This window comes from Methylobacterium symbioticum (assembly GCF_902141845.1).
Lineage (GTDB): Bacteria > Pseudomonadota > Alphaproteobacteria > Rhizobiales > Beijerinckiaceae > Methylobacterium > Methylobacterium symbioticum.
This window is the reverse complement of record NZ_CABFPH010000021.1, coordinates 42,456-69,050: the sequence shown is the minus strand read 5'-3', so window position 1 is coordinate 69,050 and position 26,595 is coordinate 42,456. Positions and strand designations below refer to the sequence as shown.

The 26,595-nt window shown below is 69.4% G+C and carries 19 protein-coding genes and 2 tRNA genes; 15 read left to right on the top strand and 6 right to left on the bottom strand.

Translation table 11 applies throughout. From position 1 onward, the window contains the following. Together MET9862_RS09950 and MET9862_RS09945 are read right to left on the bottom strand one after the other, a co-directional pair. Window positions 1–1,928: L,D-transpeptidase family protein (locus tag MET9862_RS09950; RefSeq protein WP_142582843.1), on the bottom strand; the 1,928-nt coding region annotated here is incomplete at its 3' end. Between the two features lie 122 nt (window positions 1,929–2,050). After that, window positions 2,051–3,547: a sigma-54-dependent transcriptional regulator gene (locus tag MET9862_RS09945; RefSeq protein WP_142582842.1), complete on the bottom strand. Its 1,497-nt coding sequence runs from the start codon at window positions 3,545–3,547 to the stop codon at window positions 2,051–2,053. Between the two features lie 266 nt (window positions 3,548–3,813). Between MET9862_RS09945 and MET9862_RS09940 the strand changes: the two genes are divergently transcribed. The 11 genes from MET9862_RS09940 to MET9862_RS09890 all read left to right on the top strand — a co-directional run bounded on the left by MET9862_RS09940 (window position 3,814) and on the right by MET9862_RS09890 (window position 13,668). Beyond that, entirely contained in the window at window positions 3,814–5,694 is a 1,881-nt protein-coding gene (locus tag MET9862_RS09940) for a M3 family oligoendopeptidase (RefSeq protein WP_142582841.1), read from the top strand. A 65-nt stretch (window positions 5,695–5,759) separates the two neighbouring features. Next, a complete protein-coding gene (locus MET9862_RS09935; protein WP_142582840.1) occupies window positions 5,760–5,984 on the top strand; it encodes an AbrB/MazE/SpoVT family DNA-binding domain-containing protein in 225 nt (74 codons plus the stop codon). Beyond that, on the top strand, window positions 5,981–6,385 hold the full coding sequence (locus MET9862_RS09930; RefSeq protein ID WP_142582839.1) for a type II toxin-antitoxin system death-on-curing family toxin: 405 nt from the start codon (window positions 5,981–5,983) through the stop codon (window positions 6,383–6,385). The genes MET9862_RS09935 and MET9862_RS09930 overlap by 4 nt, the downstream gene beginning before the upstream one ends. Before the next feature lie 109 nt (window positions 6,386–6,494). After that, window positions 6,495–7,856 carry an ABC1 kinase family protein gene (locus MET9862_RS09925; protein ID WP_142582838.1) on the top strand — a complete coding sequence of 454 codons (1,362 nt, stop codon included), beginning with the start codon at window positions 6,495–6,497 and terminating at the stop codon, window positions 7,854–7,856. Window positions 7,857–7,986: 130 nt separating this feature from the next. Continuing rightward, window positions 7,987–8,280 (top strand): aa3-type cytochrome c oxidase subunit IV, encoded by a 294-nt coding sequence (locus MET9862_RS09920; RefSeq protein WP_142582837.1) that lies wholly within the window; start codon window positions 7,987–7,989, stop codon window positions 8,278–8,280. Between the two features lie 132 nt (window positions 8,281–8,412). Beyond that, a complete protein-coding gene (locus MET9862_RS09915; RefSeq protein ID WP_142582836.1) occupies window positions 8,413–9,555 on the top strand; it encodes a Re/Si-specific NAD(P)(+) transhydrogenase subunit alpha in 1,143 nt (380 codons plus the stop codon). A gap of 17 nt (window positions 9,556–9,572) precedes the next feature. Then, window positions 9,573–10,022 carry a proton-translocating transhydrogenase family protein gene (locus MET9862_RS09910; RefSeq protein WP_142582835.1) on the top strand — a complete coding sequence of 150 codons (450 nt, stop codon included), beginning with the start codon at window positions 9,573–9,575 and terminating at the stop codon, window positions 10,020–10,022. A gap of 4 nt (window positions 10,023–10,026) precedes the next feature. Next, window positions 10,027–11,424, top strand: coding sequence for an NAD(P)(+) transhydrogenase (Re/Si-specific) subunit beta (locus tag MET9862_RS09905; RefSeq protein ID WP_142582834.1), 1,398 nt, complete (start codon window positions 10,027–10,029; stop codon window positions 11,422–11,424). Between the two features lie 96 nt (window positions 11,425–11,520). Beyond that, window positions 11,521–13,347, top strand: coding sequence for a single-stranded-DNA-specific exonuclease RecJ (gene recJ / locus MET9862_RS09900; RefSeq protein ID WP_142582833.1), 1,827 nt, complete (start codon window positions 11,521–11,523; stop codon window positions 13,345–13,347). An 81-nt stretch (window positions 13,348–13,428) separates the two neighbouring features. Continuing rightward, window positions 13,429–13,512, top strand: a tRNA-Tyr gene (locus tag MET9862_RS09895). A gap of 82 nt (window positions 13,513–13,594) precedes the next feature. Then, a tRNA-Gly gene (locus MET9862_RS09890) sits at window positions 13,595–13,668 on the top strand. Between the two features lie 1,734 nt (window positions 13,669–15,402). Here MET9862_RS09890 and MET9862_RS09885 read toward each other — a convergent pair. From MET9862_RS09885 to MET9862_RS09875, 3 genes are read right to left on the bottom strand one after another with little or no spacing between them, the layout of a single operon-like run. Beyond that, complete coding sequence (locus tag MET9862_RS09885; protein ID WP_142582832.1) at window positions 15,403–17,871, bottom strand: branched-chain amino acid ABC transporter ATP-binding protein/permease; 2,469 nt, start codon at window positions 17,869–17,871, stop codon at window positions 15,403–15,405. Between the two features lie 4 nt (window positions 17,872–17,875). Next, window positions 17,876–18,745 (bottom strand): branched-chain amino acid ABC transporter permease, encoded by an 870-nt coding sequence (locus tag MET9862_RS09880; protein ID WP_142582831.1) that lies wholly within the window; start codon window positions 18,743–18,745, stop codon window positions 17,876–17,878. 8 nt (window positions 18,746–18,753) lie between these two features. Then, on the bottom strand, window positions 18,754–19,935 hold the full coding sequence (locus MET9862_RS09875; RefSeq protein ID WP_142582830.1) for an ABC transporter substrate-binding protein: 1,182 nt from the start codon (window positions 19,933–19,935) through the stop codon (window positions 18,754–18,756). 196 nt (window positions 19,936–20,131) lie between these two features. On the opposite strand from MET9862_RS09875, the gene MET9862_RS09870 reads away from it, so the two are divergent. Then, window positions 20,132–20,548 carry a nuclear transport factor 2-like protein gene (locus MET9862_RS09870; RefSeq protein ID WP_142582829.1) on the top strand — a complete coding sequence of 139 codons (417 nt, stop codon included), beginning with the start codon at window positions 20,132–20,134 and terminating at the stop codon, window positions 20,546–20,548. Window positions 20,549–20,556: 8 nt separating this feature from the next. Here the strand turns inward: MET9862_RS09870 and MET9862_RS09865 are convergent, their stop codons facing one another. Then, a complete protein-coding gene (locus tag MET9862_RS09865) occupies window positions 20,557–21,261 on the bottom strand; it encodes a GntR family transcriptional regulator (RefSeq protein WP_142582828.1) in 705 nt (234 codons plus the stop codon). Window positions 21,262–22,341: 1,080 nt separating this feature from the next. On the opposite strand from MET9862_RS09865, the gene MET9862_RS09860 reads away from it, so the two are divergent. The 3 genes from MET9862_RS09860 to MET9862_RS09850 all read left to right on the top strand — a co-directional run bounded on the left by MET9862_RS09860 (window position 22,342) and on the right by MET9862_RS09850 (window position 26,593). Further along, a complete protein-coding gene (locus MET9862_RS09860) occupies window positions 22,342–22,851 on the top strand; it encodes an RNA polymerase sigma factor (RefSeq protein ID WP_142582848.1) in 510 nt (169 codons plus the stop codon). Between the two features lie 97 nt (window positions 22,852–22,948). Beyond that, window positions 22,949–23,893, top strand: a complete 945-nt coding sequence (locus MET9862_RS09855; RefSeq protein ID WP_142582827.1) for a FecR family protein — start codon at window positions 22,949–22,951, stop codon at window positions 23,891–23,893. Between the two features lie 132 nt (window positions 23,894–24,025). Then, window positions 24,026–26,593: a TonB-dependent receptor gene (locus tag MET9862_RS09850; RefSeq protein ID WP_244612646.1), complete on the top strand. Its 2,568-nt coding sequence runs from the start codon at window positions 24,026–24,028 to the stop codon at window positions 26,591–26,593. The last annotated feature ends 2 nt before the right edge of the window (window positions 26,594–26,595 follow it).

Here is a 26,595-nt window from a genome sequence, read left to right as displayed (position 1 = left end):
GCGTTCCGGGTGGCGGGCTCGCGCTTGGGCGCCTTCGCGATGGCCGGGCCGCCGCCGCCCGGCAGGCCGAGGGCGGCGCGCATCGGCGCGTCGTAGCCGTACAGGTCGGGCGCCGTGCGGTACTGGCCGAGATCGTCGAGATAGGCGGTGAAATAGGCGAGATGCACCGGCAGCTTCTGGTCGAGGCGGATGGTGCGCTCGCCCTTGCCGATCAGCTTCTTCAGCCGCTCGCTGGTCCAGGCCTCGGGCAGCACGGTGCCGGCGAAGCGGAACGGATCGTCCACGCGCACGCAGCCGTGGCTGAAGGCGCGCGACGAGGCCGAGAACAGGGAGCGGTTCGGCGTGTCGTGCAGGTACACGGCATGCGCGTTGGGGAACATGAACTTGATGAAGCCGAGCGCATTCTTCTCGCCCGGCGGCTGGCGCAGGGAGACCTGTCCGCCGCGGCGCACCACCTCGTAGCCGCCCCAGGTCTTGCCGCCATAGGCGGCGATCTTGGGCAGCATCGTCTTCAGGATCGAGGGCGGCACGTACCAGGATGGGTTGACGACGGCGTATTCCATCGCCCCCGAGAAGATCGGCGTCGGCGATTCCGCCTTGCCGACGATGACGCGGGCCTCATCCCGCAGGGCGCCCCCGCGGAACACGCGCAGCCGGTACTCGGGCACGTTCACGAGCACGTAGTCGGGCCCGAGCTCGGCCGGCAGCCAGCGCCAGCGCTCCATGTTGACGATGAGCGCCGCCTCGTCGCCGGTCGCCGCCTTGCCGCGCCCGTCGGATCCCGCCAGTGCCAGCACGGTCTGGGCGTTGAGGACGCCCGTGGCCGCGAGGCCCCGCGCGCGCTGGAAGCCCTGCACCGCGTCGGCCACCGCCGTGTCGTAGGCATCCGGCTCGCCCGGGCCCGTATCCAGCGTGCCGGCGCTGCGCGTCTCGAGCCCGAAATGCGCGCGCAGCAGCGGCACGCGCGGGTCGCGCATGCCGAGCCGCAGCACCGGCCCCGGCGGCAGCCGGAGGGTCGCTTTGGTCGTCCCCTTCGCCGCCCCGCCGGCCTCGGGCGCCGGCCCCCTCAGGCTCGCGAGGCGCGCCTTGAGGGCGCGGTAGCCCGCCGAATGCGGGTTGTAGGATTGCAGCTGCTCGCCCGCCGCCGGGCCCGCGCTGGCGATGCGCGTCAGAACCACGTCGGCGGTGGGCAGGTCGAGGCTCGGGGTGATCAGGCGCGAGATCGCGGCGAGGTTGACCCGGCCGCCGCGCGCGTCGCGGGCGTAGAGGGCGACCGCGGCCGAGAGCTTGAGGTCGGCCTCCGCCACGGCGGCGAGGAAAGCAGTCTGCGAGGCGGCATCGTCGGGCTTCGGCGCAGCCGGCAGGGTCGGCACGGGATAGGCCCGGGCATCGAGCCCGTCCTCCCCCGCCGCCGCGAGCCGCGCCGCCGCGGCCTTGGCCGCAGCCGTATAGGCGCCGTCCGCGATCCAGACCGGCTTGAAGGCGCCGAGCGCGTAGAAGGCGCGGATCGCCTCGCGCTCCTTGCCCGTCAGCCGCGCGAGCAGCGGGGCGGTGTCCGTGAGGCGCCGGTAGAGCGCGGCGGATTGCGGATCGCTCGGCTCGACGGGGGCCGCCGCCGTATCGGAGGCGGCGGGCGCCTCCGGCGCGGCGGGGCTCGCATTCGCCGGCACGCCGACCGCCTCGTCCGGCGTCGTCGGCTGCGTCCCGTCCTTGGTGCTGTCCTTCACCCCATCCCGGGCCGGATCCTTCGTGGTCGGATCCTTGGTCGGATCCTTCACGGCCTCGGCCGGGCGGGCCGGATCGCCCGGGACGCTCGCGTCGGGGCCGACCGCCGCCATGCGCAGGGTCGCGGTCTCGAGGGCGCGCGCCGCCACCGAGCCGGCGAGAAGCGCGGCCAGTGCGACCAGGGCTGTGCGCGGTACGCCCATCATCGAGACTCCCGGAGACAGCGGCCCCGGGAGCCGCTTCGCCTGCTGTACCATAACGAGATCAAGCGCTGCCGTATGCCCCCGCACGCGGCGGGGCGCTGCGGGAGGCCTCTGCGGCAGGGTCAGGCGGCCGCGTCCTCGGCCTTGCCCTCGTCGTCGAGGCCGAGGTCCTTGAGCTTGCGGTAGAGGGTGGATCGGCCGATTCCGAGGCGGCGCGAGACCTCGGACATCCGGCCGCGGTAGAATTGCAGGGCGAAGCGGATGATCTCCGCCTCCAGCACGTCCATCGTCTTCATCTCGCCGGTCTCCTCGGCGACGAGGGACATGGCGTGCGGGTCGCGCACCTCGACGCGCACGATCTCGCGGACCGGCTCCGGCACGGCGCCCGAGGCCGGGATGGGCTGGCCGGGGGCGACGGGCACGCGGACGTCGAATCCCTCCACATGGGCGGCGATCTGCGGGAACTCGGCCACCGTCAGCTCGTCCCCGTCCGCGAGCACCACGGCGCGGAACACGGCGTTCTCGAGCTGGCGCACGTTGCCGGGCCAGCCGTAGCGGGTCAGCATCGCCATCGCCTCCGGCGTCACGGCGCGGACCCGCTTGCCCTCCTCCGCCGAGAAGCGGGCGCAGAAGGAGCGCACGAGGTCCGGGATGTCCTCGCGCCGCGCCCGCAGGGGCGGCAGGGTCATCGGGAAGACGTTGAGGCGGTAATAGAGGTCCTCGCGGAACTTGCCCTGCTTCACGAGGTCGAGGAGCGAGCGGTTGGTCGCCGAGACCAAGCGGATGTCGACGCGCACGCTGCGCTTGGCCCCGACCGGATCGACCTCGCCCTCCTGGAGCGCGCGCAGCAGCTTCACCTGCGCGTCGAGGGGCAGCTCGCCGATCTCGTCGAGGAAGAGCGTGCCGCCCGACGCCTCGACGAACTTGCCGGCATGCTTCTCGGTCGCGCCGGTGAAGGCGCCCTTCTCGTGGCCGAATAGGGTCGACTCGACGAGGTTCTCGGGGATCGCCCCGCAATTGACCGTCACGAAGGGCTTGCCGCGGCGCTCGCCGGAGCCCTGGATCGCGCGGGCGAGCACCTCCTTGCCGACGCCCGACTCGCCCTCGATCAGGACGGGGATGCTCGATTTCGCCGCCCGCTCGGCGAGCCGCATGACCCGGTCCATGTCGGGGCTGCGCGAGGTCAGGTCCTTGAAGCTGAGCGACCCGGAGGCGCGGCGGCGCATGCGCCGGACCTCCTCCTCCAGCTGGTCCACGCGCAAAGCGTTCTTGATCGAGACCTGGAGGCGCTCGGCGCCCGCCGGCTTCACCACGAAATCGACGGCGCCCGCCCGCATGGCGTTGACGACGGCGTCGATCGAGCCGTTGGCGGTCTGCACGATCACGGGGGTGTCGAGCCCGCTCTTGCGCATCTCGGCGAGCACGGCGTGGCCGTCCATGCCGCCGGGCATCACGAGGTCGAGCAGCACCACATCGATGGCAGGCTCCGTGCGCAGGAGCGTCAGGGCCTCGGCGCCGTTCTCCGCCGTGCGGGCCTCGAAGCCGAACCGCCGCACGGCGGCCTCGGCGAGGCGACGCTGCACCGGATCATCGTCGACGATCAGCACCGTTGTGGTCATCCGGCCCATCCCTCTGCACGCGGCCGCGCCGGGACGGCCGCGCCAGGGCGGCCGTCCGGTGTTCGTCTCGCGCGTGTTTCGTTTCGAGATGCAGCCTCGCTCAGATGCGTAAAGCTGCGCTTAACGACGATGGCAGGATTTCGAGGACGGTGTTGTCACGGGCGGTGACGGCCGCTCGGTTGAAGCCCAGGCCCCTCGGCTCGATATCAGGGCGAGCCAGGGCCCCGCTTCCACGACCGGCGGGCCCGCGAGGGATCCGAGCACCGATGCCGAACCGACTTTTCGCAGTGTCTCCCTGCCGCGGGGCCGAAGGGATCCAGGCCGGGACGCAGGCCGCCCGCGCCGCGGCCCAGGCGGTGGATCTCGGCCTCCTGCCCGAATGGGACCTCGGCGACCTCTATCCGGGCCTCGACGCCCCTGAATTCCAGGCGGATCTCGAGCGGGCCGAGGCCGCCTGCCGGGACTTCGCGAAGCGCTTCGGCGGCCGCGTCGGCGCCCTCGCGGCCGGCCCCGACGCCGCCGAGCGCCTCTACGAGGCGGTGCGCGACTACGAGGCGATCGAGGATCTGCTCGGCAAGCTGATGTCCTATGCCGGCCTCGTCTATTCCGGCGACACCACCGACGAGGTCCGTGCCAAGTTCTACGGCGATACCCGCGAGCGCCTGACCGACGCCTCCGGGGAGCTGCTGTTCTTCGGGCTGGAGCTGAACCGGGTCGAGGACGCGGTGATGGATGCGGCCATCGCGCGGGCGCCGCTCGCGCATTACGCCCCCTGGATCGAGGATCTGCGGCGCGAGAAGCCCTACCAGCTCGAGGACCGCGTCGAGAAGCTGTTCCTTGAGAAGTCGGTCACGGCGAACGCCGCCTGGGACCGGCTCTTCAACGAGACCATCGCGGCTTTGCGCTTCCCCATCCAGGGCGAGATGCTGCCGCTGGAGCCCACCCTCAACAAGCTGCAGGACCCGAGCGGCGCGGTGCGCCGCGAGGCGGCGGGCGCGATCAGCGACGTGCTGCGCGCGAACCTGCGCGTGTTCACCCTGATCACCAACACGCTGGCCAAGGACAAGGAGATCTCCGACCGCTGGCGCGGCTTCAAGGACGTGGCCGATGCCCGCCACCTCGCCAACCGTGTCGAGCCGGAGGTGGTGGCGGCGATGGTCGAGGCCGTGCAGGCGGCCTATCCGCGCCTGTCGCACCGCTACTACCGCCTGAAGGCCAAGTGGTTCGGCGTCGAGGCCCTGCCCTACTGGGACCGCAACGCCCCGCTCCCCCAGGTCGAGCAGCGCACCATCCCCTGGTCGGAGGCGCGCGACACCGTGCTCTCGGCCTACGATGCCTTCTCGCCGGACATGGCGAACATCGCGCGGACCTTCTTCGACCGCCGCTGGATCGACGCGCCGACCCGGCCCGGCAAGGCGCCCGGCGCCTTCGCGCACCCGACCGTGCCCTCCGTGCACCCCTATGTGCTGGTGAACTACCAGGGCAAGCCGCGGGACGTGATGACCCTGGCGCACGAGCTCGGCCACGGCGTGCATCAGGTCCTCGCCGGCCCGAACGGCGCCCTGATGGCGCCGACGCCGCTGACGCTGGCCGAGACGGCGAGCGTGTTCGGCGAGATGCTGACCTTCCGCAAGCTGCTCGGCGCCACCACCGACACGACCCAGCGCCGGGCCATGCTGGCCGCCAAGGTCGAGGACATGATCAACACGGTGGTGCGCCAGATCGCCTTCTACGCCTTCGAGCGGAAGGTCCATCTCGCCCGTGCCAAGGGCGAATTGACCACCGAGCAGATCAACACCCTCTGGCTCTCGGTGCAGGCGGAATCCCTCGGCCCGGCGATCCGGCTCGATGCGGGCTACGAGCCTTACTGGGCCTACATCCCGCACTTCATCCATTCGCCCTTCTACGTCTACGCCTACGCCTTCGGCGACTGCCTCGTGAACTCGCTCTACGGCGTCTACGCGAAGGCGGAGGGTGGCTTCGTGGAGCGCTACTTCGCGCTGCTCTCGGCCGGCGGCGCCAAACCCTACGGCGAACTCCTCAAGCCCTTCGGTCTCGACGCGACCGATCCGGGTTTCTGGCAGATCGGCCTCGGCATGATCGAGGGCATGATCGCCGAGCTGGAGGCGATGGAAGGCGAGGGCTGACGCCGCCCTTCCGGCCAGACGCCCGGGGTGTTGTACGTTCTGTATAACGTCCTGGGAGTCCGGTCATGAAGCTCGAAGTCGAGCGCGTCGGCAACTCGACCGGCCTGATCCTGCCGAAGGAGCTCCTCGGCAAGCTGAACCTTGCCCAGGGCGACTGGCTCTATGTGACGGAGAATTCCGACGGCTCGGTCCGGCTCTCGGCCTACGATCCAGCCTTCGAGAAGGGCATGAAGATCGCCGAGAAGGCGATGAAGACCTACCGCAACGTCCTCGCGGAGCTTGCGAAGTGAGCGACGGTCGAGAGATCGTCTGGCTGACCAGCGATCTCGTCCAGGCGTTCCATGCGCAGCAATTGAAGCTGTTCGGCGGGCCTCCCGGCAGACGAGACGAAGGCGCCCTCGAAGCGGCGCTCGGCCGGCCGGTGAATCGTGTCGCCTATGCCGACGACCCGGCTCGGATCGATCTGGCCGAGCTTGCGGCAGCCTATGCCTTCGGCATCGCCAAGAACCGCCCGTTCATCGACGGCAACAAGCACGCCGCGCTGCTCGCGCTGGTCACCTTCCTCGGCCTCAACGACATCGACTTCGTCGCCGACGAGGCCGAGGCCGTTGTGATGATCCGTGGCCTCGCCGCCGGCGAGATCGACGAGGCCGGCCTCACCCGCTGGATTCGCGACAACTGGCCGGCATAGAGCGCGCATCGAAACAGGGCTCCGAGCCGCGGCGCGGGGCCCCAGGCCCCTGGTTGCTGCGCCAGGCGCGGCATATCTCGCGGTCTCGAACCGAGCGAGCACCCCCGAGATGGCCGAGACCGACCGCGAAGCCAACCGCTTCTCCGCCCGCGCCAGCCGCTACGCCCGCGTCGGCGCCAATGTCGGCACCGTCGCGGCGCGCATGGCGGGCGCCCGCCTGTTCGGCGGGGAGGGCACCACCAACGCAGCGGCCCTCGCCCCGGCGCTCGGCGGCCTGAAGGGGCCGATCATGAAGGTGGCGCAGCTGCTCGCCACCATCCCGGACCTGCTGCCGCCCGAATACGCCGCCGAGCTTCAGAAGCTCCAGGCCGACGCGCCGCCCATGGGCGCGGCCTTCGTCAAGCGGCGCATGCAGGCCGAGCTCGGCGCGGGCTGGCAGGCCCGGTTCGGTAGCTTCGACCTGAAGCCGGCCGCGGCCGCCTCGCTGGGGCAGGTCCACCGCGCCACCGGCCTCGACGGGGCGCCGCTGGCCTGCAAGCTCCAGTATCCGGATATGCAATCGGCGGTCGGGGCCGACCTGAAGCAGCTCGAACTCGCCTTCGCCCTGCCCCGGCGGATGAACCCCGGGCTCGATCCCCGCGAGATCGCCAAGGAGATCGGCGCGCGGGTGCGCGAGGAACTCGACTACCCCCGGGAGGCGAAGCATGCCCGCCTCTACGGCACGGTGCTCAAGGATATCGCGGCGGTGCGCGTCCCGCAGGTGCTGGAGGATCTCTCCACCAAGCGCCTGCTCACGCTCGGCTGGCTCGACGGCGAGCGCATCCTGAATTTCTCGGACAGCCCCGTCGAGGTGCGCAACCGGCTCGCCCAGGCCATGTTCAAGGCCTGGTGGCACCCCTTCAGCCGCGCGGCGGTGATCCACGGCGACCCGCATCTCGGCAACTACACGGTGTTCTCGGACGAGGCCGGGCCGCAGGGCATCAACCTGCTCGATTACGGCTGCGTGCGCATCTTCCACCCGCGCTTCGTCGGCGGCGTGGTCGATCTCTATCGCGGCCTCCTAGAGGGCGACGAGGCCCGCATCGTCCACGCCTACGAGGTCTGGGGCTTCAAGAATCTGAGCCGCGAGATCATCGACATCCTCAATATCTGGGCGCGCTTCATCTACGGTCCGCTGCTGGAGGACCGCACCCGCACCGTGGCCGACGGCGTCAAGCCGGGCGAGTACGGCCGTCGTCAGGCCTTCCAGGTGCATCAGGCCTTGAAGGAGCGCGGCCCGGTGACCGTGCCGCAGGAATTCGTGTTCATGGACCGCGCCGCCGTCGGCCTGGGCGCGGTCTTCCTGCATCTGCGCTCGGAGCTGAACTATCACCGCCTGTTCGAGGCGGAGATCGAGAGCTTCTCCCTCGACGCGCTGGAGGCCCGTCAGGCGGAGGCGCTCGCCGCCGTCGGCCTGCCCCGTCCGGAATAATCCGCCGCGAATTCTCTGCCCGGCCAAAAAACTAGGCCCATTGTGGGGGGGTGACACGATTGCCGCAGGAAAGGGCTTAGGCTACATCCCCCGTGACAGAACAAAGAGGCGTCAAGGGGACGAACGCACGATGGCTGATACGAAGACCGTGTCCGGGGCGGCCTACAGCCCCGCGATGGACGCCAAGACCCACGAGCAGACCTACCGGGGCTTCGTCCGCTTCGTCGAGATCGCGACGGGCGTCGTGATCTGCTGGGTGCTCGCCCTCGCCGTGGGCGGCATCCGCGAGGCCTGGCTCACCGCCATCGTCGGCGTCGTCGCCGCCTCCGCGGCCGGAGCGATCGGCGCGCTCGCCCGCCCGATCGGCTGGAAGGCCCCCGCGATCGTCGCCGCGCTGCTCGGCCTGTATCTCGCGTTCGCCTGATCCGGTCGCGCGCTCGGCATGAGCGTGACGGTTACAGACTACCGTTTCCATCACCATCACGTAGCCTGACCACCTCGAAAACCCGTCGCGCTTCGCGCATTCGGTGGCGGTCGTTACAAGGGGTTTGGCTGAATGCGCATCGCTGTGCTTTCGGAGACCGACGCCGCGGAGCCGCGGGTCGCGGCGGTGCCGGAGACGGTCAAGAAGTTCAAGGGTCTCGGCGTCGAGGTCGTGGTCCAGTCGGGTGCCGGCCTGAAGGCGGGCGTGCCCGATTCGGAGTTCGAGGCGGCCGGCGCCACCGTCGCCGCCTCGGCGGAGGAGGCCGCGCGCGACGCCGACCTCGTCCTGAAGGTCCGCCGCCCGGCGCCCGAGGAGCTCAAGCTCTTCAAGTCGGGCGCCGCGGTCGTCGCGATCATGGATCCCTACGGCAACGAAGCCGCCCTCCAGGGCATGGCCGAGGCCGGGATCAGCGCCTTCGCGATGGAGCTGATGCCCCGCATCACCCGCGCCCAGGTGATGGACGTGCTCTCCTCGCAGGCGAACCTCGCCGGCTACCGCGCCGTGGTCGACGGCGCCGCCGAGTACGGCCGCGCCATGCCCATGATGATGACGGCCGCCGGCACCGTGCCCGCCGCCCGCGTCTTCGTGATGGGCGTCGGCGTCGCCGGCCTGCAGGCCATCGCCACCGCCCGGCGCATGGGCGCCGTGGTGACGGCCACCGACGTGCGCCCGGCCACCAAGGAGCAGGTCGAATCGCTCGGCGCCAAGTTCGTCGCCGTCGAGGACGACGAGTTCAAGCAGGCCGAGACCGCGGGCGGCTACGCCAAGGAGATGTCGGCCGAGTACCAGAAGAAGCAGGCGGAGCTGGTCAAAGGCCACATCGCCAAGCAGGACATCGTCATCACCACGGCCCTCATCCCGGGCCGCCCGGCGCCGAAGCTCGTCTCCGAGGAGATGGTCGCCTCGATGAAGCCGGGCTCGGTCCTGATCGACCTCGCGGTCGAGCGCGGCGGCAACGTCGCCGGCGCGAAGGCGGGCGAGATCGTGACGACCGGAAACGGCGTGAAGATCGTTGGCCACCTCAACGTCCCCGGCCGCCTCGCCGCCACCGCCTCCAGCCTCTACGCGCGCAATCTCTACGCCTTCCTCGAGACCCTCATCGACAAGGAGTCGAAGGCGCTCGCGGTGAAGTGGGACGACGAGCTCGTCAAGGCGACGAATCTCACGCGCGACGGTCAGGTCGTGCACGCCTCCTTCCAGCCCAAAGCGGCCTGATCCCGCGGAGAATGCGAATGGCTACCATCCCCCCTGATCAGGCGGCGGACCAGACGCGCGTCCTGGCCGATACCGCCCGGGCCGCGGCGACCGCGGCGCGCAACGCGGCCGACCAGGCCCAGGTGATCGCCGACAGCCTCGGCCACGGCCTCTCCGCGGCCACCCATGGCGCCGTCGATCCCACCGTCTTCCGCCTCGCGATCTTCGTGCTCGCGATCTTCGTCGGCTACTACGTGGTCTGGTCGGTGACCCCGGCGCTGCACACGCCGCTGATGTCGGTCACCAACGCGATCTCCTCCGTGATCATCGTCGGCGCGCTGCTCGCCGTCGGCGTGCCGCTGATCGAGAAGGGCACCGGCCTCGCGCGGGTGTTCGGCTTCATCGGCATCGTGCTCGCCAGCGTGAACATCTTCGGCGGCTTCCTCGTCACGCAGCGCATGCTCGCCATGTACAAGAAGAAGGGCTGAGCGGATGTCCGAGAACGTCTCGTCCCTTCTCTACATCGTCTCCGGCGTCCTGTTCATCATGGCGCTGCGGGGGCTCTCGCACCCCACCACCTCCCGCCAGGGCAACATGTACGGCATGGTGGGCATGGGGCTCGCCATCCTGACCACGCTGGTCGGCCATCCGCCCTCCGGCGTGGGCGCCTGGATCCTGGTGCTCCTCGGCCTCGGCATCGGCGGCGGCGCCGGTGCGGTGATCGCCAAGCGCGTGCCGATGACGGCGATGCCGCAGCTCGTGGCCGCCTTCCACTCGCTGGTCGGCCTCGCGGCCGTGGCGGTGGCGGCCGGCGCGCTCTACGCGCCGCAGGCCTTCGGCATCATCGAGAACGGCCACTTCCACAAGCAGTCGCTGTTCGAGATGGGCCTGGGCGTCGCCATCGGCGCCATCACCTTCACCGGCTCGGTCATCGCCTTCGCCAAGCTCGACGGACGGATGTCGGGCAAGCCGATCCTGCTGCCGCAGCGCCACCTGATCAACGCGCTGCTCGCCGCCGGCCTGGTCCTGCTCCTCGCGCTGTTCATCGGCACCGAGTCGAAGGGCCTGTTCTGGCTGATCGTCATCCTCTCGCTGGTGCTCGGCGGGCTCATCATCATCCCGATCGGCGGCGCCGACATGCCCGTCGTCGTGTCGATGCTGAACTCCTACTCGGGCTGGGCGGCGGCCGGCATCGGCTTCACCCTCGGCAACCTCGCGCTCATCATCACCGGCGCGCTGGTCGGCTCGTCGGGCGCGATCCTGTCCTACATCATGTGCCACGCGATGAACCGCTCGTTCATCTCGGTCATCCTCGGCGGCTTCGGTGGAGACGCCGCCGCCGCCGGCAGCGGACAGGTCGAGACGCGCTCGGTCAAGCAGGGCTCGGCGGACGATGCGGCCTACATCATGAAGAACGCCGAGCGCGTGATCATCGTCCCCGGCTACGGCATGGCGGTCGCCCAGGCGCAGCACAGCCTGCGCGAGATGGCCGACATGCTGAAGAAGGAGGGCGTCGACGTGAAATACGCCATCCATCCGGTGGCGGGCCGCATGCCGGGCCACATGAACGTGCTGCTCGCCGAGGCGAACGTGCCCTACGACGAGGTGTTCGAGCTGGAGGACATCAACGGCGAGTTCCCGCAGGCCGACGTGGCCTTCGTGATCGGCGCCAACGACGTCACCAACCCGGCCGCCAAGACCGACAAGACCTCGCCGATCTACGGCATGCCGATCCTCGACGTGGAGAAGGCCAAGACCGTGCTCTTCATCAAGCGCGGCATGGGCTCCGGCTATGCGGGCGTCGAGAACGAGGTCTTCTTCCGCGACAACACCATGATGCTGTTCGGCGACGCCAAGAAGGTGGTCGACTCGATCCTCAAGGCGGTCTGAGCCGGAATCCTCGGACGGGATCGGCGGGGCGGGCAGCGATGCCCGCCCCGCTGTCGTTTTCGGGCGGCAGCGCCGGACGTGCCGGCTCGCTATAGGATGGGACTCGTGCCAGCCCCCTCCTCCGCATCCCGTGCCTTCCTCGGCGTCGCCGCCTCGATCCAGGGGCGGTCCTGGCGCGAGCGCTGCGCCGACCCGGCCCTGCAGGGCTACGCCACCAAGATGGTCCAGGCCTATGGCCTGCCGGACCTGCTCGCCCGGGTGCTCGCCGGCCGCGGCGTCCTGCCGGATCAGGCCGAGGCGTATCTGCGCCCGCGCCTGCGCGAGCTGATGCCGGATCCGGGCTGCCTGCTCGACATGGAGCTCGCCGCCAAGCGGATCGCCCGGGCCGTGCGCCGCGGCGAGATCGTCGCGGTGTTCGGCGATTACGACGTGGACGGCGCCGCGAGCGCGGCCCTTCTCGCCGGCTACCTGCGCGAGCTCGGCGTCACCGCCCGCATCCACATCCCCGACCGGATCAGCGAGGGCTACGGCCCGAATGTCGGTGCCGTGCGCAGCCTGGCTGCGGAGGGCGCCAGCCTCCTCGTCTGCGTCGATTGCGGCACCAGCGGCCACGGCCCGCTGGAGGAGGCGGAGAAGCTCGGCCTCGACGTGATCGTGCTCGACCACCACGCCGCGCCGGAGACCCTGCCGCCGGTGCGCGCCCTGGTGAACCCGAACCGCCTCGACGATCTCTCGGGCCTCGGCCATCTCTGCGCCGCGGGCGTCGTCTTCCTGACTCTCGTGGCGGTGAATCGGGTCCTGCGCGCCGAGGGCTTCTTCGGCACGGATATCCCCGAGCCGAAGCTCACCGACGCCCTCGACCTCGTGGCCCTGGCGACGGTCGCCGACGTGGTGCCGCTGGTGGGCCTCAACCGCGCCTTCGTGGTCCAGGGCCTGACCGTGATGCGCGCCCGCGGCCGCACCGGGCTCTCCGCCCTGTTCGACGCCGCCTCCCTCGACGGCCCGCCGGAGGCCTGGCATCTCGGCTATCTCGTCGGGCCCCGCATCAATGCCGGTGGACGCATCGGCGATTCGGCGCTGGGCGCCCGTCTGCTGACCACCGAGGACGCCGTCGAGGCGGTCCGCATCGCCGCCGAGCTCGACCGGCTCAACCGGGAGCGCCAGATCATCGAGGCGCAAGCGGTCGCCGATGCCGAGGCCGGGATGGACCGCCTGCTCGGCCTCGATCCGGACCGCCCGGTCCTCGTCGCCGGCAGCGCCGACTGGCATCCGGGCGTGGTCGGCCTGATCGCCGCCCGCCTCAAGGAGCGGTTCGGCCGGCCCGCCTTCGCCTTCGCCCTGCGTCCGGACGGCACCGCCACCGGCTCCGGCCGCTCGGTGCCTGGCGCCGATCTCGGCCAGGCGGTGCGCGCCTGTGTCGAGGCCGGGCTGGCGGCCAAGGGCGGCGGCCATGCCATGGCGGCCGGCGTGACGCTGATCGGGACCGACCTCACCCGCTTCGAGGCTCATCTCACCCAGTGCCTCGGCGCGGCCGTGGCGCAGGCCCGGGCCGCGGACCTGCTCCTGATCGATGCGAGCCTGAGCGCGGGCGGGGCGACCGCCGAGACCGTCCGGCTGATCGGGCGGGCCGGCCCCTTCGGCCAGGGCGCGCCCGAGCCGGTCTTCGCGCTCGCCAACCCCCGCATCGTCGATGCGGGCATCGTCGGCGCGGGCCATGCCCGCGCCCGCCTGCGCAGCCGGGACGGTCAGGCGATCGGCGCGATCAGCTTCCGCAGCGCCCAGAGCCCCCTCGGCCTCGCCCTGCTCAACGGGATCGGGCGCGAGTTCCACGTGGCCGGCACCCTGGCCTGCGACCGCTGGCGCGGCGCCGAGCGCGCGCAGCTGCGCATCTGCGACCTCGCCTCCGCGGATCGTGCGGAATGAGGGATTGGGGCGCAACGCGCTGTTGACACCCGCGCGACCCCCCACCATAAGAGCCCCCGCGGCCCGGACGGGCTGGCGTTTGGGGGAATGTCCCGAGCGGCAAAGGGGGCGGACTGTAAATCCGCTGCGTAAGCTTCGTAGGTTCGAGTCCTACTTCCCCCACCAAACGATCCCGATCCGAGCATCACGCGCCGACAGGACTGCAACGCTTCTCAAGCCTGCGGCCCTGTGCTATCCGGCGTGCCGCGCGGGTGTAGCTCAATGGTAGAGCAGCAGCCTTCCAAGCTGAATACGAGGGTTCGATTCCCTTCACCCGCTCCACTCTTCCTGCCGCAGTATCAGCCGCTTAGGCGAGACGGTCGGGGCCTTCGACGGTTCGTCCCATACGCAGATCTCACATGGCCGTGGCGTTCGGGCGAATCGTCGGCCGCTCGCTCCGATGCACTGCGCCCAGATGGCTAGCCTCTCGGACGGAGGAGGCGGCGCTACGACCGATCCTGTTGATCTCGGCTTTGGCGGTAGCGTGTGGCAGCGGCTGGTATGCCGCGGGGCCGGGTTCGGCTTACCGGTTCGGCGTCGAGTTCGGTTGTGACGATGCAGCGTGGCGGCGCGCTCAGGCCGAACTCTGTGATCGGTTCGACTGGCAACGGACGATGCACCAACGCGTCGATGTCGCCGGTAACCGGGGCGTCGCTTTGCCAGGGGCGCGCTGGTTCATGGCGGAGCTTGCGACCCTACCAGGATGCAGCGTGTCCGACCGCGACACGTAGCGGTGCCGCGATCGCCACACCGCGATGAATGTCATGCACGGCTTGTATACCCGGTCTTCGGGCGGTGTCCTGCTGGCCGGGTACAAGGAGTATGGATCGACCCGGCTGCGTGACGTGGCGCGTTATCCGATAGGTGCCTCGCCGCCGGACCCATCATGATGGCGCTGCTCGGCGCTCGCAGTGAAGCCCCATGATTTCAGCGCAGGCAGCTGAGGGTTCCCCTCCCCTGCTCGAGTGAGCTCTGACGTGGGGCCCCTTCTCGCCCTGGTGCTCACCGCCTTCTTGGCCACCGCCTCGGCGCGTGCTCAGACCGCCGGAGCGGACTCTCATGGCCGTGCAGAGGCTGTTAGCACAGGGAGGCGCGGCACTGGCCGAAGCCGCGCCCTCGTAGGCCGTTGTGTGTCTCGCGATATGTTTCGAGCGCCGACGGCAAGCGGCACAAATGAAAAGTTGCGAATTACTGAAAACCAGCTGGATTATTATACTATTTCGAATAGTTCACGGTGAGTCAAACCGATAGCGTCTAAAGCGGAGATCTGTCGACATCGACAGTCGTTTTCCGGAGATCGCACAGTATCAGCGCGTATCGGTCGATCGCGCCATGATGTGGTCGGTGATCGCCCCGCCGGTGGCGAGCCAGATGTCGGCGCGGTGCTGGGCGATGTGCTGCAGCGCTTGGCGCAGGGCCGCACGCGGTGCGGTCGCTTGACGATGGAGGGGTGGAGGGCGAGGCCCATAATGAGGTGTGCGCGCCGCGCCTGCCCCAGCATCTCGATGGGGTGGACGATCGCCTCGGCGAGCCGGCGGCCCGTCTCCTTGCCGCTCACGATTGCAGGGATGTCGTGGAACGCCTGCGCGTGCGGGACCGCCAGGATGCAGCGGCCGCCGCGGGTCGCGAACCAAGTCGGCCGGTCGTCGTGCTCCAGTCGAGTCGATCGCGGTAGCTGGCCTCGGTCAGGAGGTTTCGAAGCACCCGTGACTGGAGTCCGCCGCCCGAGCCAGACGGTCGGCGGGCGCCCTCCTGCGCGGCAACCGCCTCCGTCGTCTCGACGCTCGGCGCCCCCTCCGCGACCTCGTTGAGGGTGCCCTGCCGCTCCGCAATGGTCTGCCCGCGCCGAGATCGTGGTCGCGGGCGCGGAACGCCTCGATCAGCCCCGGTAGAGGGTGCTTTTGACGAGCACGCTCACCGGCATGACCAGTCCGTCCAGCATCTCGGCGATCCGCCCGGCAGGGTGCTGCCGCCGGTGCGGCCGTGGCCCGCATCCGGGTCCATGACAGTCCCCTATCAGGCCGCACCGAGATAGGCCGCCTCGAGCCCCTGATCCGCCGACAGCTCCGCGGCGGTCCCGCGCGCGACCACCCGGCCCTGCTCCAGCACGTAGCCGCGGTCGGCGACGGTGAGAGCCAGCGCCGCCATCTGGTCGACGATAAGGATCGTGACACCCTCGTCGCGCAGCTCGGCCACCGTGGCGTAGAGGGTGTTGATCATCGCCGGGGCGAGGCCCAGCGACGGCTCGTCGAGGAGCAGGATGCGTGGATGCGCCATCAATCCGCGGGCGATCGCCAGCATCTGCTGCTCGCCGCCAGAGAGAAGGCCCGCCCGGCTGCCGGCCCGGTCGCGCAGGCGCGGGAACCGGTCGAGCAGGCGCTCCACCTCGGCCGGATGGATGGGCGTCCCGCGCCCGAAGGCGCCGAGGCGGATGTTCTCCACGACGCTCAGCTCGGGGAAGACCTGCCGGCCCTCCGGCACCAGGACGAGGCCGCTGCGGGCGATCCGGTGAGCGGAAAGCGCATCCACGCGCCGGTCGTCGAACACGATCGCGCCCGCGACCGGGCGCAGCAGCCCCGCCAGCGCTCGCATGGCCGTGGATTTGCCGGCGCCGTTCGCGCCCAGCAGGGCGACGGTCTCGCCCGGCCGCACGTCGAGATCGATGCCCTCCAGGACGGGAGCGGCGCCGTAGCCAGCGGTCAGGCGGAGGACGGAGAGGACGGCGTCCGCCGACCCTTGCCACGGCGTGCTCCGCGGCCGGGCCGGCGTGTCGGCGCCGCCGAGATAAGCGCGCAGGACCGCCGGGTCGCGCCGGATCTCGGCGGGCGTGCCCCGCGCGATCGGGCGCCCGGCATCCATGACGAGGATGTGGTCGGAGATGCCCATCACCAGCGGCATGTCGTGCTCAACCAGGACCACCGCGACGCCCTGGTCGGCGATCCGGCGGATTAGCCCGGCCAGCCGGTCGGTGTCGGCCCGCGACAAGCCGGCGGCGGGCTCGTCGAGGAGCAGGATCGTGGGGCTGCCGGCAAGCGCCCGGGCGATTTCCACGAGCCGCCGGTCGACATGGGGCAACTCGGCGGCCAGGCGGTCGAGGGCGCCCCGGTAGCCGACGAAGGCGAGGAGCGCGGTGGCCGTCTCGCGGTCCTGCGCCCGCGCGCGGCGCCAGAGTTTGCCTGGTGCGAAGCCAAGGGCAACGTTGTCGACCACGGGGAGCGAGCCGAACAGGCGCGTGGTCTGGTAGGTGCGCGCGATGCCGGCGCGGGCGACGACGTGCGCCGGCCGGCCGTCGAGGTCGCGCCCGCCCAGCCGGATCGTCCCGGCGCTCGGGCGGTAGAAGCCGGAGATCATGTTGAGCACGGTGGTCTTGCCGGCCCCGTTCGGGCCGATCACGCTGGTGACCGCCGCCGGTCGGGCGGTGAGGTCTACCCCCTCCGCCGCCGTGATGCCGCCGAAGCGGATGCCGAGGCCCTCAAGGACCAGGGCCTCGCGCGCCGTGGTGCCAGGCAGCGACACCTCTCCGCTTCCCCCTCCGGCCAGCGCGTCGCGGCCCCGGGGCAGCAGGCGGGCGAGGCTGCCGACCAGCCCCGAGGGCACCAGCCACAGCACCGCCAGGGTCGCGATTCCAAAGAACAGCAGGCGGTACTCGGCGAGGCCGGACAACGCCTCCGGCAGCAGCACGGTGACGAGGGCCCCGAGGAGCGGGCCGAGCACCGTGCCGGCGCCGCCGACGATCACCGACAGGACGGACAGGATCGACTGCGAGAACGGGAACGAGCTCGGCGCGATGAACAGCATCAGCGGCGGCAGGACAGCCCCCGCGAAGCCGGTCAAGGCGGCGGAGATCGCGAAGGCCAGGGTCTTCACCCGGACCGGATCGAAGCCGAGAGCTGCCGCGGCGACGTCGGCGTCGCGCACGGCGCGCATCGCCCGGCCGAGGCGGCTGCGGGCGAGGAGGTCGAACCCGACGAGGCTCGCGCCAGCAGCGATCACCGCCAGCACCGCCAGCCCGGCTGCGGTCACCGGTTCGCCAAGGAGCGTCGGCGCGTCGGTGACGACGAGGCCGTTCTGGCCGCCCGTCAGCTCGCCGCCCTCGATCAGGCCATGCTCGACGATGAAGCCGAAGGCGATCGTCAGCATGGCGAGATAGGGGCCCTTCACCCGCATCGCCGGCACCGCCACGAGGCCGCCGACGAGGGCGGCGATCAGGGCCGAGGCCGGGAGCGCCAGCCAGAAGCCGACGCCGTGGAGCGTCAGGATCGCGCTCGCGTAGGCGCCGATCGCGTAGAAGCCGGCATGGCCGAAGGAGATCAGCCCGGTGAGGCCGAGGAGCACGTTGAGACCGACGCCCGCCACCGTCGTCAGCGCCACGAGGGCGATCACGAAGTGGCTGTAGCCGGTGGTCAGCGCGACGAGGCCGAGCGCGGCGGCGGTGAGCCCCGCGATGCCGAACCGCATCGCCGAGGCCGAGCGCAGGCGGTGCATCGTGTCAGACCTTATTGACCGCGGCGCGGCCGAGCAGGCCGTCGGGGCGCAGGGTGAGGGCCAGGATGATCACCGAGAACACCACGAGCTGCGTGTAGGTCGAGCCGAGGGTCGCGGTGACGCCGGCCTCGACGAGGCCGTAGAGCAGCCCCGCTAGGATTACCCCGGTGGCCGAGCCGATGCCGCCAAGGATCGCCACCGCGAAGGCCTTGATGCCGAACAGCGTGCCGAGCTCGGCCGAGACCGAGAAGAGCGGCGCGATCAGCAGACCGGCGATGCCGGCGAGCGTCGCAGACAGCGCGAAGGCACAGGCCACTGTGCGACGCACGTCGATTCCCATCAGGCGGGCGGCGTCGGCGTTCTGCGCCACGGCGAGCAACACGCGGCCGAGATCGGTCCGGCGGAACACCGTGCGGATCGCGAAGGCCAGGCCGATCCCGACCACTGGGATCACCAACTGCAGAGGGTAGATGCCGGTCCCGAGGATCTCCACCGGCTTCGTGGCCAGCGGCGAAGGCAAGCTGCGCGGCTCCTTGCCGAAGGTAAACAGCACGGTGTTGTCGAGGACGATGCCTCCCGCCACCGTCGCCAGGAGCCACGCATCCGAGCCGCGCACCACGAAGGGGCGGACCAGCGCTCGCTCGACCACGAGGCCGAACAATGCGCAGCCGGCGAGTGCCAGGACGATCGCCGCCGGCATCGGCCAGCCGAGGGTAACGCCGAGCGCGTAGGCCAGGACCGCGCCCAGGGTGACGACGCTCCCTTGCGCGAAGTTCACGGTCCCGGACACCGCGTAGGTCACATGGAAGCCGAGCGCTACGAGCCCGTACATGCTGCCGAGACCGAGGCCGCTGACAAGGATGGAGGTCAGCATCGCCGGGCTCAGTTGGTCACCGCGACGATCTCACCGTCCTTGAAGCGGGTGAACACGTAGTCCGACGGGCCCAGCGCATCGTGCTGACCGGGGGCGAAGGGCTTGTCATAGGTTTTGATCAGACCCGGATAGGTGCCGATCTTGTAGAAGCCGTCGCGAACCTTCGGGCCCTCGGTGGAGCCGGCGGCCTGGATGGCCAGGGCCAGCAGGTGCGTTGCGTCGTAGGCGTTGGCGATGCCGACGGCGGGCGTGACGTCGGCCATCGACTTGATCGCCGGGTACTTGGCCTTGAGCGCATCGAGCACCGCGGTCGCCTTCGGCGAGGCGTTGCCAGCGAAGGTGAAGGTCTGGATGAAGTGCACCTTGCCGGCGCTGGGGCCGGCGAGTTCGTCGAAGCGGCCGCCTGCAGGGCCCCAGTGCGAGACGACCGGCACCGACCAGCCCATCCGGTCGAGGGACTTCACCACCTGCGCCGAGGGTCCGACATTGCCAACGAGAAACAAGGTGTCGGCGCCGGCCTCCTTCAGCCGGGACAGCTGGGGCACCATGTCGACGTCGTTGGCCTCGTATTTCTCGATGCCCGCTGCCGGAAGGTTGGCCGCTTGCAGGGCGTCCTTGAGGCCCTTCTGGTTCGACTCGCCCCAGGCGTTGTTGACGAGGATCATTCCGGGCTTCTTCGCCCCGTAGGTCTTCACCGCGTAGGCGACCAGCGCTTCGTCGACGAGGGCGTCCACCGCGGAGACCCGGAAGGCGTAGTTGTCGGCGGCGCCGTTGCGGGTGATGCCGGTGCCGGCAGCCCAGGGGCCGATGAAAGGCACCTTCATCTGGTTGGCGATGGGCACGATCGCCATCGAGACCGGCGTGTCGAGGCCGCCGACGACCGCAACGACGCCGGCCCGCTGTATCAGTTCGCGGGTCGCCAGCACACCTTTGGACGGGTTGGCCTCGTCGTCGCGGGCCACGAGTTCGAGGGAGCGCCCGAGAACGCCGCCCTTGGCGTTGATCTCGTCGATGGCGAGCCCGATCCCGCGGGAGATCGCCTCGCCGGATTTTGCCGATTGGCCGCTCAGGGCTGTCACGAGGCCGATCTTTATGGTGTCGGCCGCCTGCGCGGTCGAGATGGCGAGACCGAGCAAGGCGCTCGTCGTCACCGCGACGCGACGCAGGGAGGGGGGGAGGAAGGAGGCCATGGCGTGTCTCCGAGGACGGGGCGCGGCCTGCCGAGCGCAACCTCCATGCCACCGCGCATCCGCGGCTCCGGCACGAGGGCAGCGATGTGCATGCACTGTCTGGGACAGCTGTGCTCAATCCTGCGCCAAAGTGCATACACTTATTGCATGCACTTTTCCAGGCGCTGCGGCATGCTGAAGGCAGAGGAGAGGTCCCATGACCGATGTCACGCCCAGCGCGAAGGCCGCGCGCGATGCCGCCAACGTCACCGCCTACCTGGAGGCCTCGATGGTGCCGGATCCGGAGACGGCTGCACGCTACATGGCGCCCGGCACGCAAATCGTGTTCACCGGGGCTCGGGTGTTTCATCATCCGTCCGAGGTCACGGCCTTCAACGCTAGCCGCTACGCCTGGGTGAAGAAGCGGATGGAGCGTCTGGACGTGGTTCCGGGCAACGACGTCACCACGGTCTACAGCCTCGGTACCCTGTACGGCGCGTGGCCCGACGGAACGCCCTTCGAGGGCAACCGCTACGTCGACCGCTTTACCGTCCGTGAGGGCCTGATCGTCGGCATGGAAGTCTGGAACGACAGCGCCGAGCGCTTGCTCATGAAGCACGGCATCACAGCCTGACTCCGGGGTCAGGCGCCACCGGCATCCGCGACATACGGCGCCAGCAGGCGGCCGAGGTCGCGCTCGCGCGGCGGCGGCGGGACGATGCGCGCTCGCTCCGCCACCGCGTCGAGATGGCGATCCATCAGGGTGGAGGCACGCTCGGCATCGCCCGCGATCAAGGCGGCGACGATGTCGCGATGCTCGCTGACGGCACAGTCCGATGAATGCGGCCGGCTGTAGAGCGAGAGGATCAAGGCGCAGCGATAGCCCAGTTCGGCGACGTACCGGGTCAGCACAGCGCTGCCGGTCATCTCGGCGAGCATCAGGTGGAACTCGGTGGCGAGGCGGATCGAGACCGCGTCGGACCCGCTTCGAGCCGCTTCCTCACGCGTGATCTGGTCCAGCAGCGTCTGACGCTGCTCCTCGCTCAACTGTCCGGCGAGGCGGTGCACCACGAGCCGCTCCAGACCGAGGCGCACGTCGAAGATGTCGCGCGCCTCTTCCCAACTCGGCGTCGCGACGACGGCAATCCGATTGCGGCGAAGGTCGACCAAACCTTCTCCGGCCAAACGGACGAGGGCTTGCCGCGCGATCGTACGGCTGACGCCGAACCGCTCACCGATGGCATCCTCGGGCAGACGATCTCCGGGGGCTAGCGCCCGTTCCACAATAGCCCGTCGCAAGGCTTGGCAGATCGCGCCCACACGATCCGCCTCGTCTCCAGTCTTCATCGACGTCGGAAACTCTGCGCCACGATCACTCCGGCTTGATCCGTCATGGTCCTCTCTGGGTCGCGATCCACTCCGACGGGCTCAGACGGGTGGCTCGTGCGCTGTCTGCCGGAGCGGATCTCCGAGTGCAACGGTCGCGCCACTCGGTTCCAATGGGCTCGCACGCGACGAGGAGCGACCTTGTGGTGATCGAAGCGGACCGGTTTCACCGGGACTGGCCACTTTCGGCGCTATAGGCTGAATGGCCGTAGCGGCCGAAGTCGGCCGATAGCCGCCTGTCCGCTCATGGGCTCAAGTTGGGGGCAAGCCGACGTTCGGCACAGCGGAGGGAGAAGCCTCGACGCGGCCCTTCTCGGACGTTCAGCCTGTCCAAGGGCCGCCCGAGCTTCTGGCCTCTTCCGGACGTTCCGCCTTTTCGGCCCGAAAGACTGCTCGGAAGGCAGAAGCGGACCTAAGCGAGGCCGGACATGGGATTGCCTGTCCCCGAGGCGCCGAGGATAGCTTGAGGGTGTCGCGTATTTCGCATCGGTCCATCCTAGCCTGCCCGTCCCCGACGCCCGTGCTTCCAGCATCGCAGCGAGGCTCCTCCACCGTGCCCGGCGGCAAGCTGCTCTACCTTCTGAACGGTCCGAAGATCGGTTTGTCTGGCAAGCGCTCGCTCGAGCTGTGCGGGGGCGCTGGTGCCAAGGGATTGGTCGGCGCGGATAAATATTGACATTGCCACCATGCAGGCCGCCGACTCGTTCGGCCACACATACGGCCGCTTCAGCGGCTCAAACAGCACTTCACGCCGTATAAGGCAGGAGCCAGTTGGAACACGCCGCATTCGGACGGCGTCGTGTGGCCGTGCTACAACATGGTTGCTGCTCGTGGAGCCATCGGTCGATGGTCACGTAAATGGTCCTGACTCCCGTCTGAATATTACCGTCATAAACACAACGACTTGGCGCAGAACTGCTCATTATTTTTGGAATAATTCTGAATTTATGCTCGCATTTTGACCTCTTCAGCACCTTGAGGGACGGCTTCTGAAGTGGTTGACCGGCCATGAGAGCTCTGGAGGTGAGTGGGGCCGGCATCATGCAGCCGATATCAATCGATGCGCTGCATCGTAGCGAGAGCGTCAAGCTCCGACGCTTCCTGCTGCGCCTGCTCGGCAACTCGGCAGACGCCGCCGACGCCCACCAAGAAACCTATCTGCGCATGCTCGCGGCGCTGTCGCGCACGCATATCGATCAGCCATCGGCCTTCCTTTTTCAGATCGCGAACAATGTCGCCCTGCGTATGCGCAATCGGCAGCGGTTCGAGAGCACGCTGTTCCAGGACCTGAGCGACGCGGACCTGGCGGGCATCGTCGATGGCCACGCCTTGCCGGAACGCCAAGCCATCGCGAGACAGGAACTGATGCGTCTTGCGGCGGCCGTGGATGAACTGCCGCCCCGCTGCCGCGAGGTCTTCTTGCTCGCCCGCATCGACGGGTTCGCGAACGGGGAGGTCGCGGCCCGTCTCGGCATCAGCCGGAACATGGTCGAGAAGCACCTCATCAAGGCACTCCTGCACTGCCGTCGCCGGTTCAGCGACCCTCTGTGAGGGATGACATCAGGAACTCGACGTCTCGTTGATCCCAATTCATGGGGACACACAGATTGGCCGCCCGAGCCATGGTGCTGCCCAGAGGGAGCGGATTGTGGCCGATAGCGACGCGTCCGGCGTAACCGAGGAAGGCGGCGAGGATCCAGTCTATGAGGTCGCCGCGGGCTGGGTCGCACGCCTCTCATCGCCGGACGCGGCGGAGAGCGATCGCGAGGCCTTCGAGGTTTGGCGCTCCTCCGATCCGCTCCACGGAGCAGCCTATGCCGAGATGGATGCGCTATGGCGCAAGCTCGGCCATGTTCCCGATCCCCGGCAGCGTCGCCGGCCTGCGAAAGGCCTCGCCGGTATCGCTGCCCTGGCCTTGTTCGGTGCCGCCCTTGCCTACCAACTCGGCCTCATCGACCGGATGCAGGCCGATCTCTGGAGCGGCGTCGGCGAGATCACGCACGCGACTCTCGCCGATGGCAGCCGTATCGACCTCAACACCGACACGGCCCTCGCTCTGCACTTCACCGAGACCGGGCGCGAGGTCGAGCTCCTGCGCGGCGAGGCCTTCTTCGACGTCGCGCCCGATCCGCGGCGCCCCTTCGTAGTGCGCGGGAACGGCTTGAGCGCGCGGGCGCTGGGTACGCGCTTCTCCGTTCGCGTCGATGGGGCGGAGAGGCCTGTGGATGTGGCCGAAGGGCGTGTCGAGGTGACGGCGTCAGGTCGGTACGTGCAGGTCTCGGCTGGTGAGGCTGTCCGACTCGCGGACGGGAATGCGCCCTCCGTCGTCAAGGCGGATGTGGGGCGGAAAACGGCTTGGCGGGACGGCCGCCTGGTCTTCTCGGGCGAGCGGCTGTCCGCCGTCCTGGCGGAGCTGGGGCGCTATCGTCGCGGCGGCATCCTTCTGCTTGATCCCGCTGCCGGTGAGCGGCGCGTCACCGGAGCCTTTGACCCCCACAACACGGACGACGCCCTGGACGCGATCGCCGCGACGATGGGGGTGCGCGTCACTCGTCTGACCCCTTTCCTCGCCCTGGTCGGATCGCCGCTGTGAAGCGCCGCGAAAAATCTTCGCCCTCCGACGTCAGGAGATCGCCGCCCCGTTGATCTCAGTCGGTAGGGACGGGAGAGCGCGAAGCGCGCCGTCCCTTCGAGCAGACGGATGGGGCGTGGGATGGCGGTGCGGATGCGTGGGTATGCCAGCGGCGGGCGACAGGCGAGCATTGCCCTGGCCAGCGTTTCGATGCTGGCGTTGGTTCCGGCCGTCGCTCAGAGCCAGGACGCGAACCGCGTCTCGGCAGGCGTGGCTCGCAAGCCGAGCATCATCGCGATCACGCCGGAGGCCGTGCTGCCTCAGGAGGCGGGGCAGGTGTCCCTGTCCATCGCGCAGGGCCCGCTCGAGCCAGCCCTCGTCGCCTTCACCGAGCAGGCCCGGATAAAGCTCGTCTACGCGACCGACCTGACGGAGAGGCTGACGACAAGGGGCGTCGAAGGGGCGTACCGGCCCCTCGCAGCGCTCGGTCGAATCCTCGCGGGCACCGGCCTGACTTACCGGGCCGTCGGTCCCTCCACGATCACGCTCGTCAATCCGCGCTACGTCCAGCTGGGCGGGGATCCGGCCCACGTGGTGACCCTCGACGAGCTGAGCGTCGAGGGCCAGCGATCGAGTCGGGGCGTGCTCGCGGGCTTGCCTCCGGCGAGCGGCACGGTGGGGCAGCCTCCCGTGCCCTACGCGGGCGGTCAGGTGGGAACCGGAACGCGTATCGGCTTCCTGGGCAACCGCTCGGTCTTGCGGACGCCCTTCAATGTGACGGGCTACACCGAGAAGCTGATCAACGACCAGCAGGCGCGCTCGCTCTCCGACGTCGTGCTGAACAATTCGTCCGTGCGCAACGACGCTCCGCCCTTCAGCGAGCGCGACTCCTACTTCATCCGCGGCTTCTCGGTCACCAATCTCGACACCGCCTTCGACGGTCTGTTCTACATCGCCAATCCGCGCCGCACTTTCACAGAGGGGCTGGAGCGGGTCGAGATCCTTCTCGGGCCGACCGCCCTCCTCAGCGGCGGCACCGGCCGCGTCGGCGGCACCATCAACCTGATCCCGAAGCGGGCCTTCGACGAGCCGCTCACCCGCCTTACGACGACCTATATCAGCGACGCGCAGATCTGGACGCACGCCGATATCGGTCGCCGCTTCGGCACGTTCAACGAGTGGGGCGTGCGCTTCAACGGCGCGTACCGCAACGGCGCCACGCCCCTCGACAAAAACGAGATCGAGGTCGGCTTCGCCGCGCTCGGCCTCGACTATCGCGGCGAACGGTTCCGCGCCTCGGTCGACCTGAACCACTCCACGCAGAACGTCACCGCGCCGACCTCGTTGTTCAATGCGGTGGCGCCCAACATTCCCGTTCCGCGCGCGCCGAACAACCGCCGCAATACGTCGAACCCGTTCGAGTACAACGACAGTCGCTACAACATGGCCGCGGGCCGGATTGAGTACGACGTGCTGCCGGAGACGACGGTCTACGCAGCAGGCGGCCTCAGCCGCTACAACGAGGACTTCCTGACCTCGAACTACCGGGTCACGAGCGTAACCGGACAGGCGTCGAACTCGCTCGCCATCCAGCCCCTCGAGCTGGAGGGTTTCAGTGGCGAGGTCGGACTGCGCTCACGCTTCCACACGGGCATCGTCGGCCACCAGTTCAATGTCGCTGCGGCCGAGGCGGTGAACAAGAACTACTCGCGCGGCTTCGTGCCCTTCAGCCTGCCGACCTACACGACCAACATCTACAATCCGATCTACCTGCCGTTCGGCTCCGTCCCGACCATCAATTTCCCGCGCTCCAACCAGCAGCCCCTCTTCACGGAGCTCTATGCGCGCAGTGTCGCGGTCGCCGACACCCTGTCGCTCGGCGACGACCGCTTCATGCTGACGATCGGCGGACGCTTCCAGGAGATTGACCTGCAGAGCTACGCCACACGTCCGGGCCCAACCCAGGGCACCCTGGCCACGAGTTACCGGGAGAGCCGTTTCAGCCCCGCCTACGCCCTTGTCGTCCGGCCGACCGAGAACCTCGCCTTCTATGGCAACTACATCGAGTCGCTCGACGCGGGCCCGAGCGCGCCGGCAACGGTGGTCAACGCCAGCGAGGTCTTCGCGCCCGTCGTGAGCCGGCAGAAGGAAGTTGGTGCCAAGTACGATTTCGGTCCAGTTGCGCTCACAGCATCGCTGTTCGAGATCGAGCAGCCGAATGCCTTCACCGATACGGCGCCCAACCGCTCCCCCCTCAGCGGTCTCCAGCGCAACCGCGGCCTCGACCTCAACGTGTTCGGCGAGCCGATTCCCGGCGTGCGGCTGCTCGGCGGCGTGACCTTCATCGACGCGACCCTGGTCAACACCGCCAACCGCCAGTTCGACGGGAACGCCGCGCCCGGCGTTCCCGACACCGCGATCAACCTCTGCGGGGAATACGACCTGCCGCCGTGGCTGGCACCGGGCCTGACTCTGACCGGCCGGGCGATCTACACGAGCCGCATGTTCTACAACCAAGCCAACACCCAGTCGGTCCCGGACTGGACGCGCTTCGATGCCGGCTTGCGCTACGTCTTCGAGGGCACGAACGGCAAGCCCGTGGTGGTCCGGGCCACCGTCCAGAACCTGCTCGACGATTCGTACTGGGCTTCGGCCGCCCGCGGCTATCTCGCGGTCGGAGCGCCGCGGACGTTCATCCTTTCCGCCCAACTCGACTTCTAGAG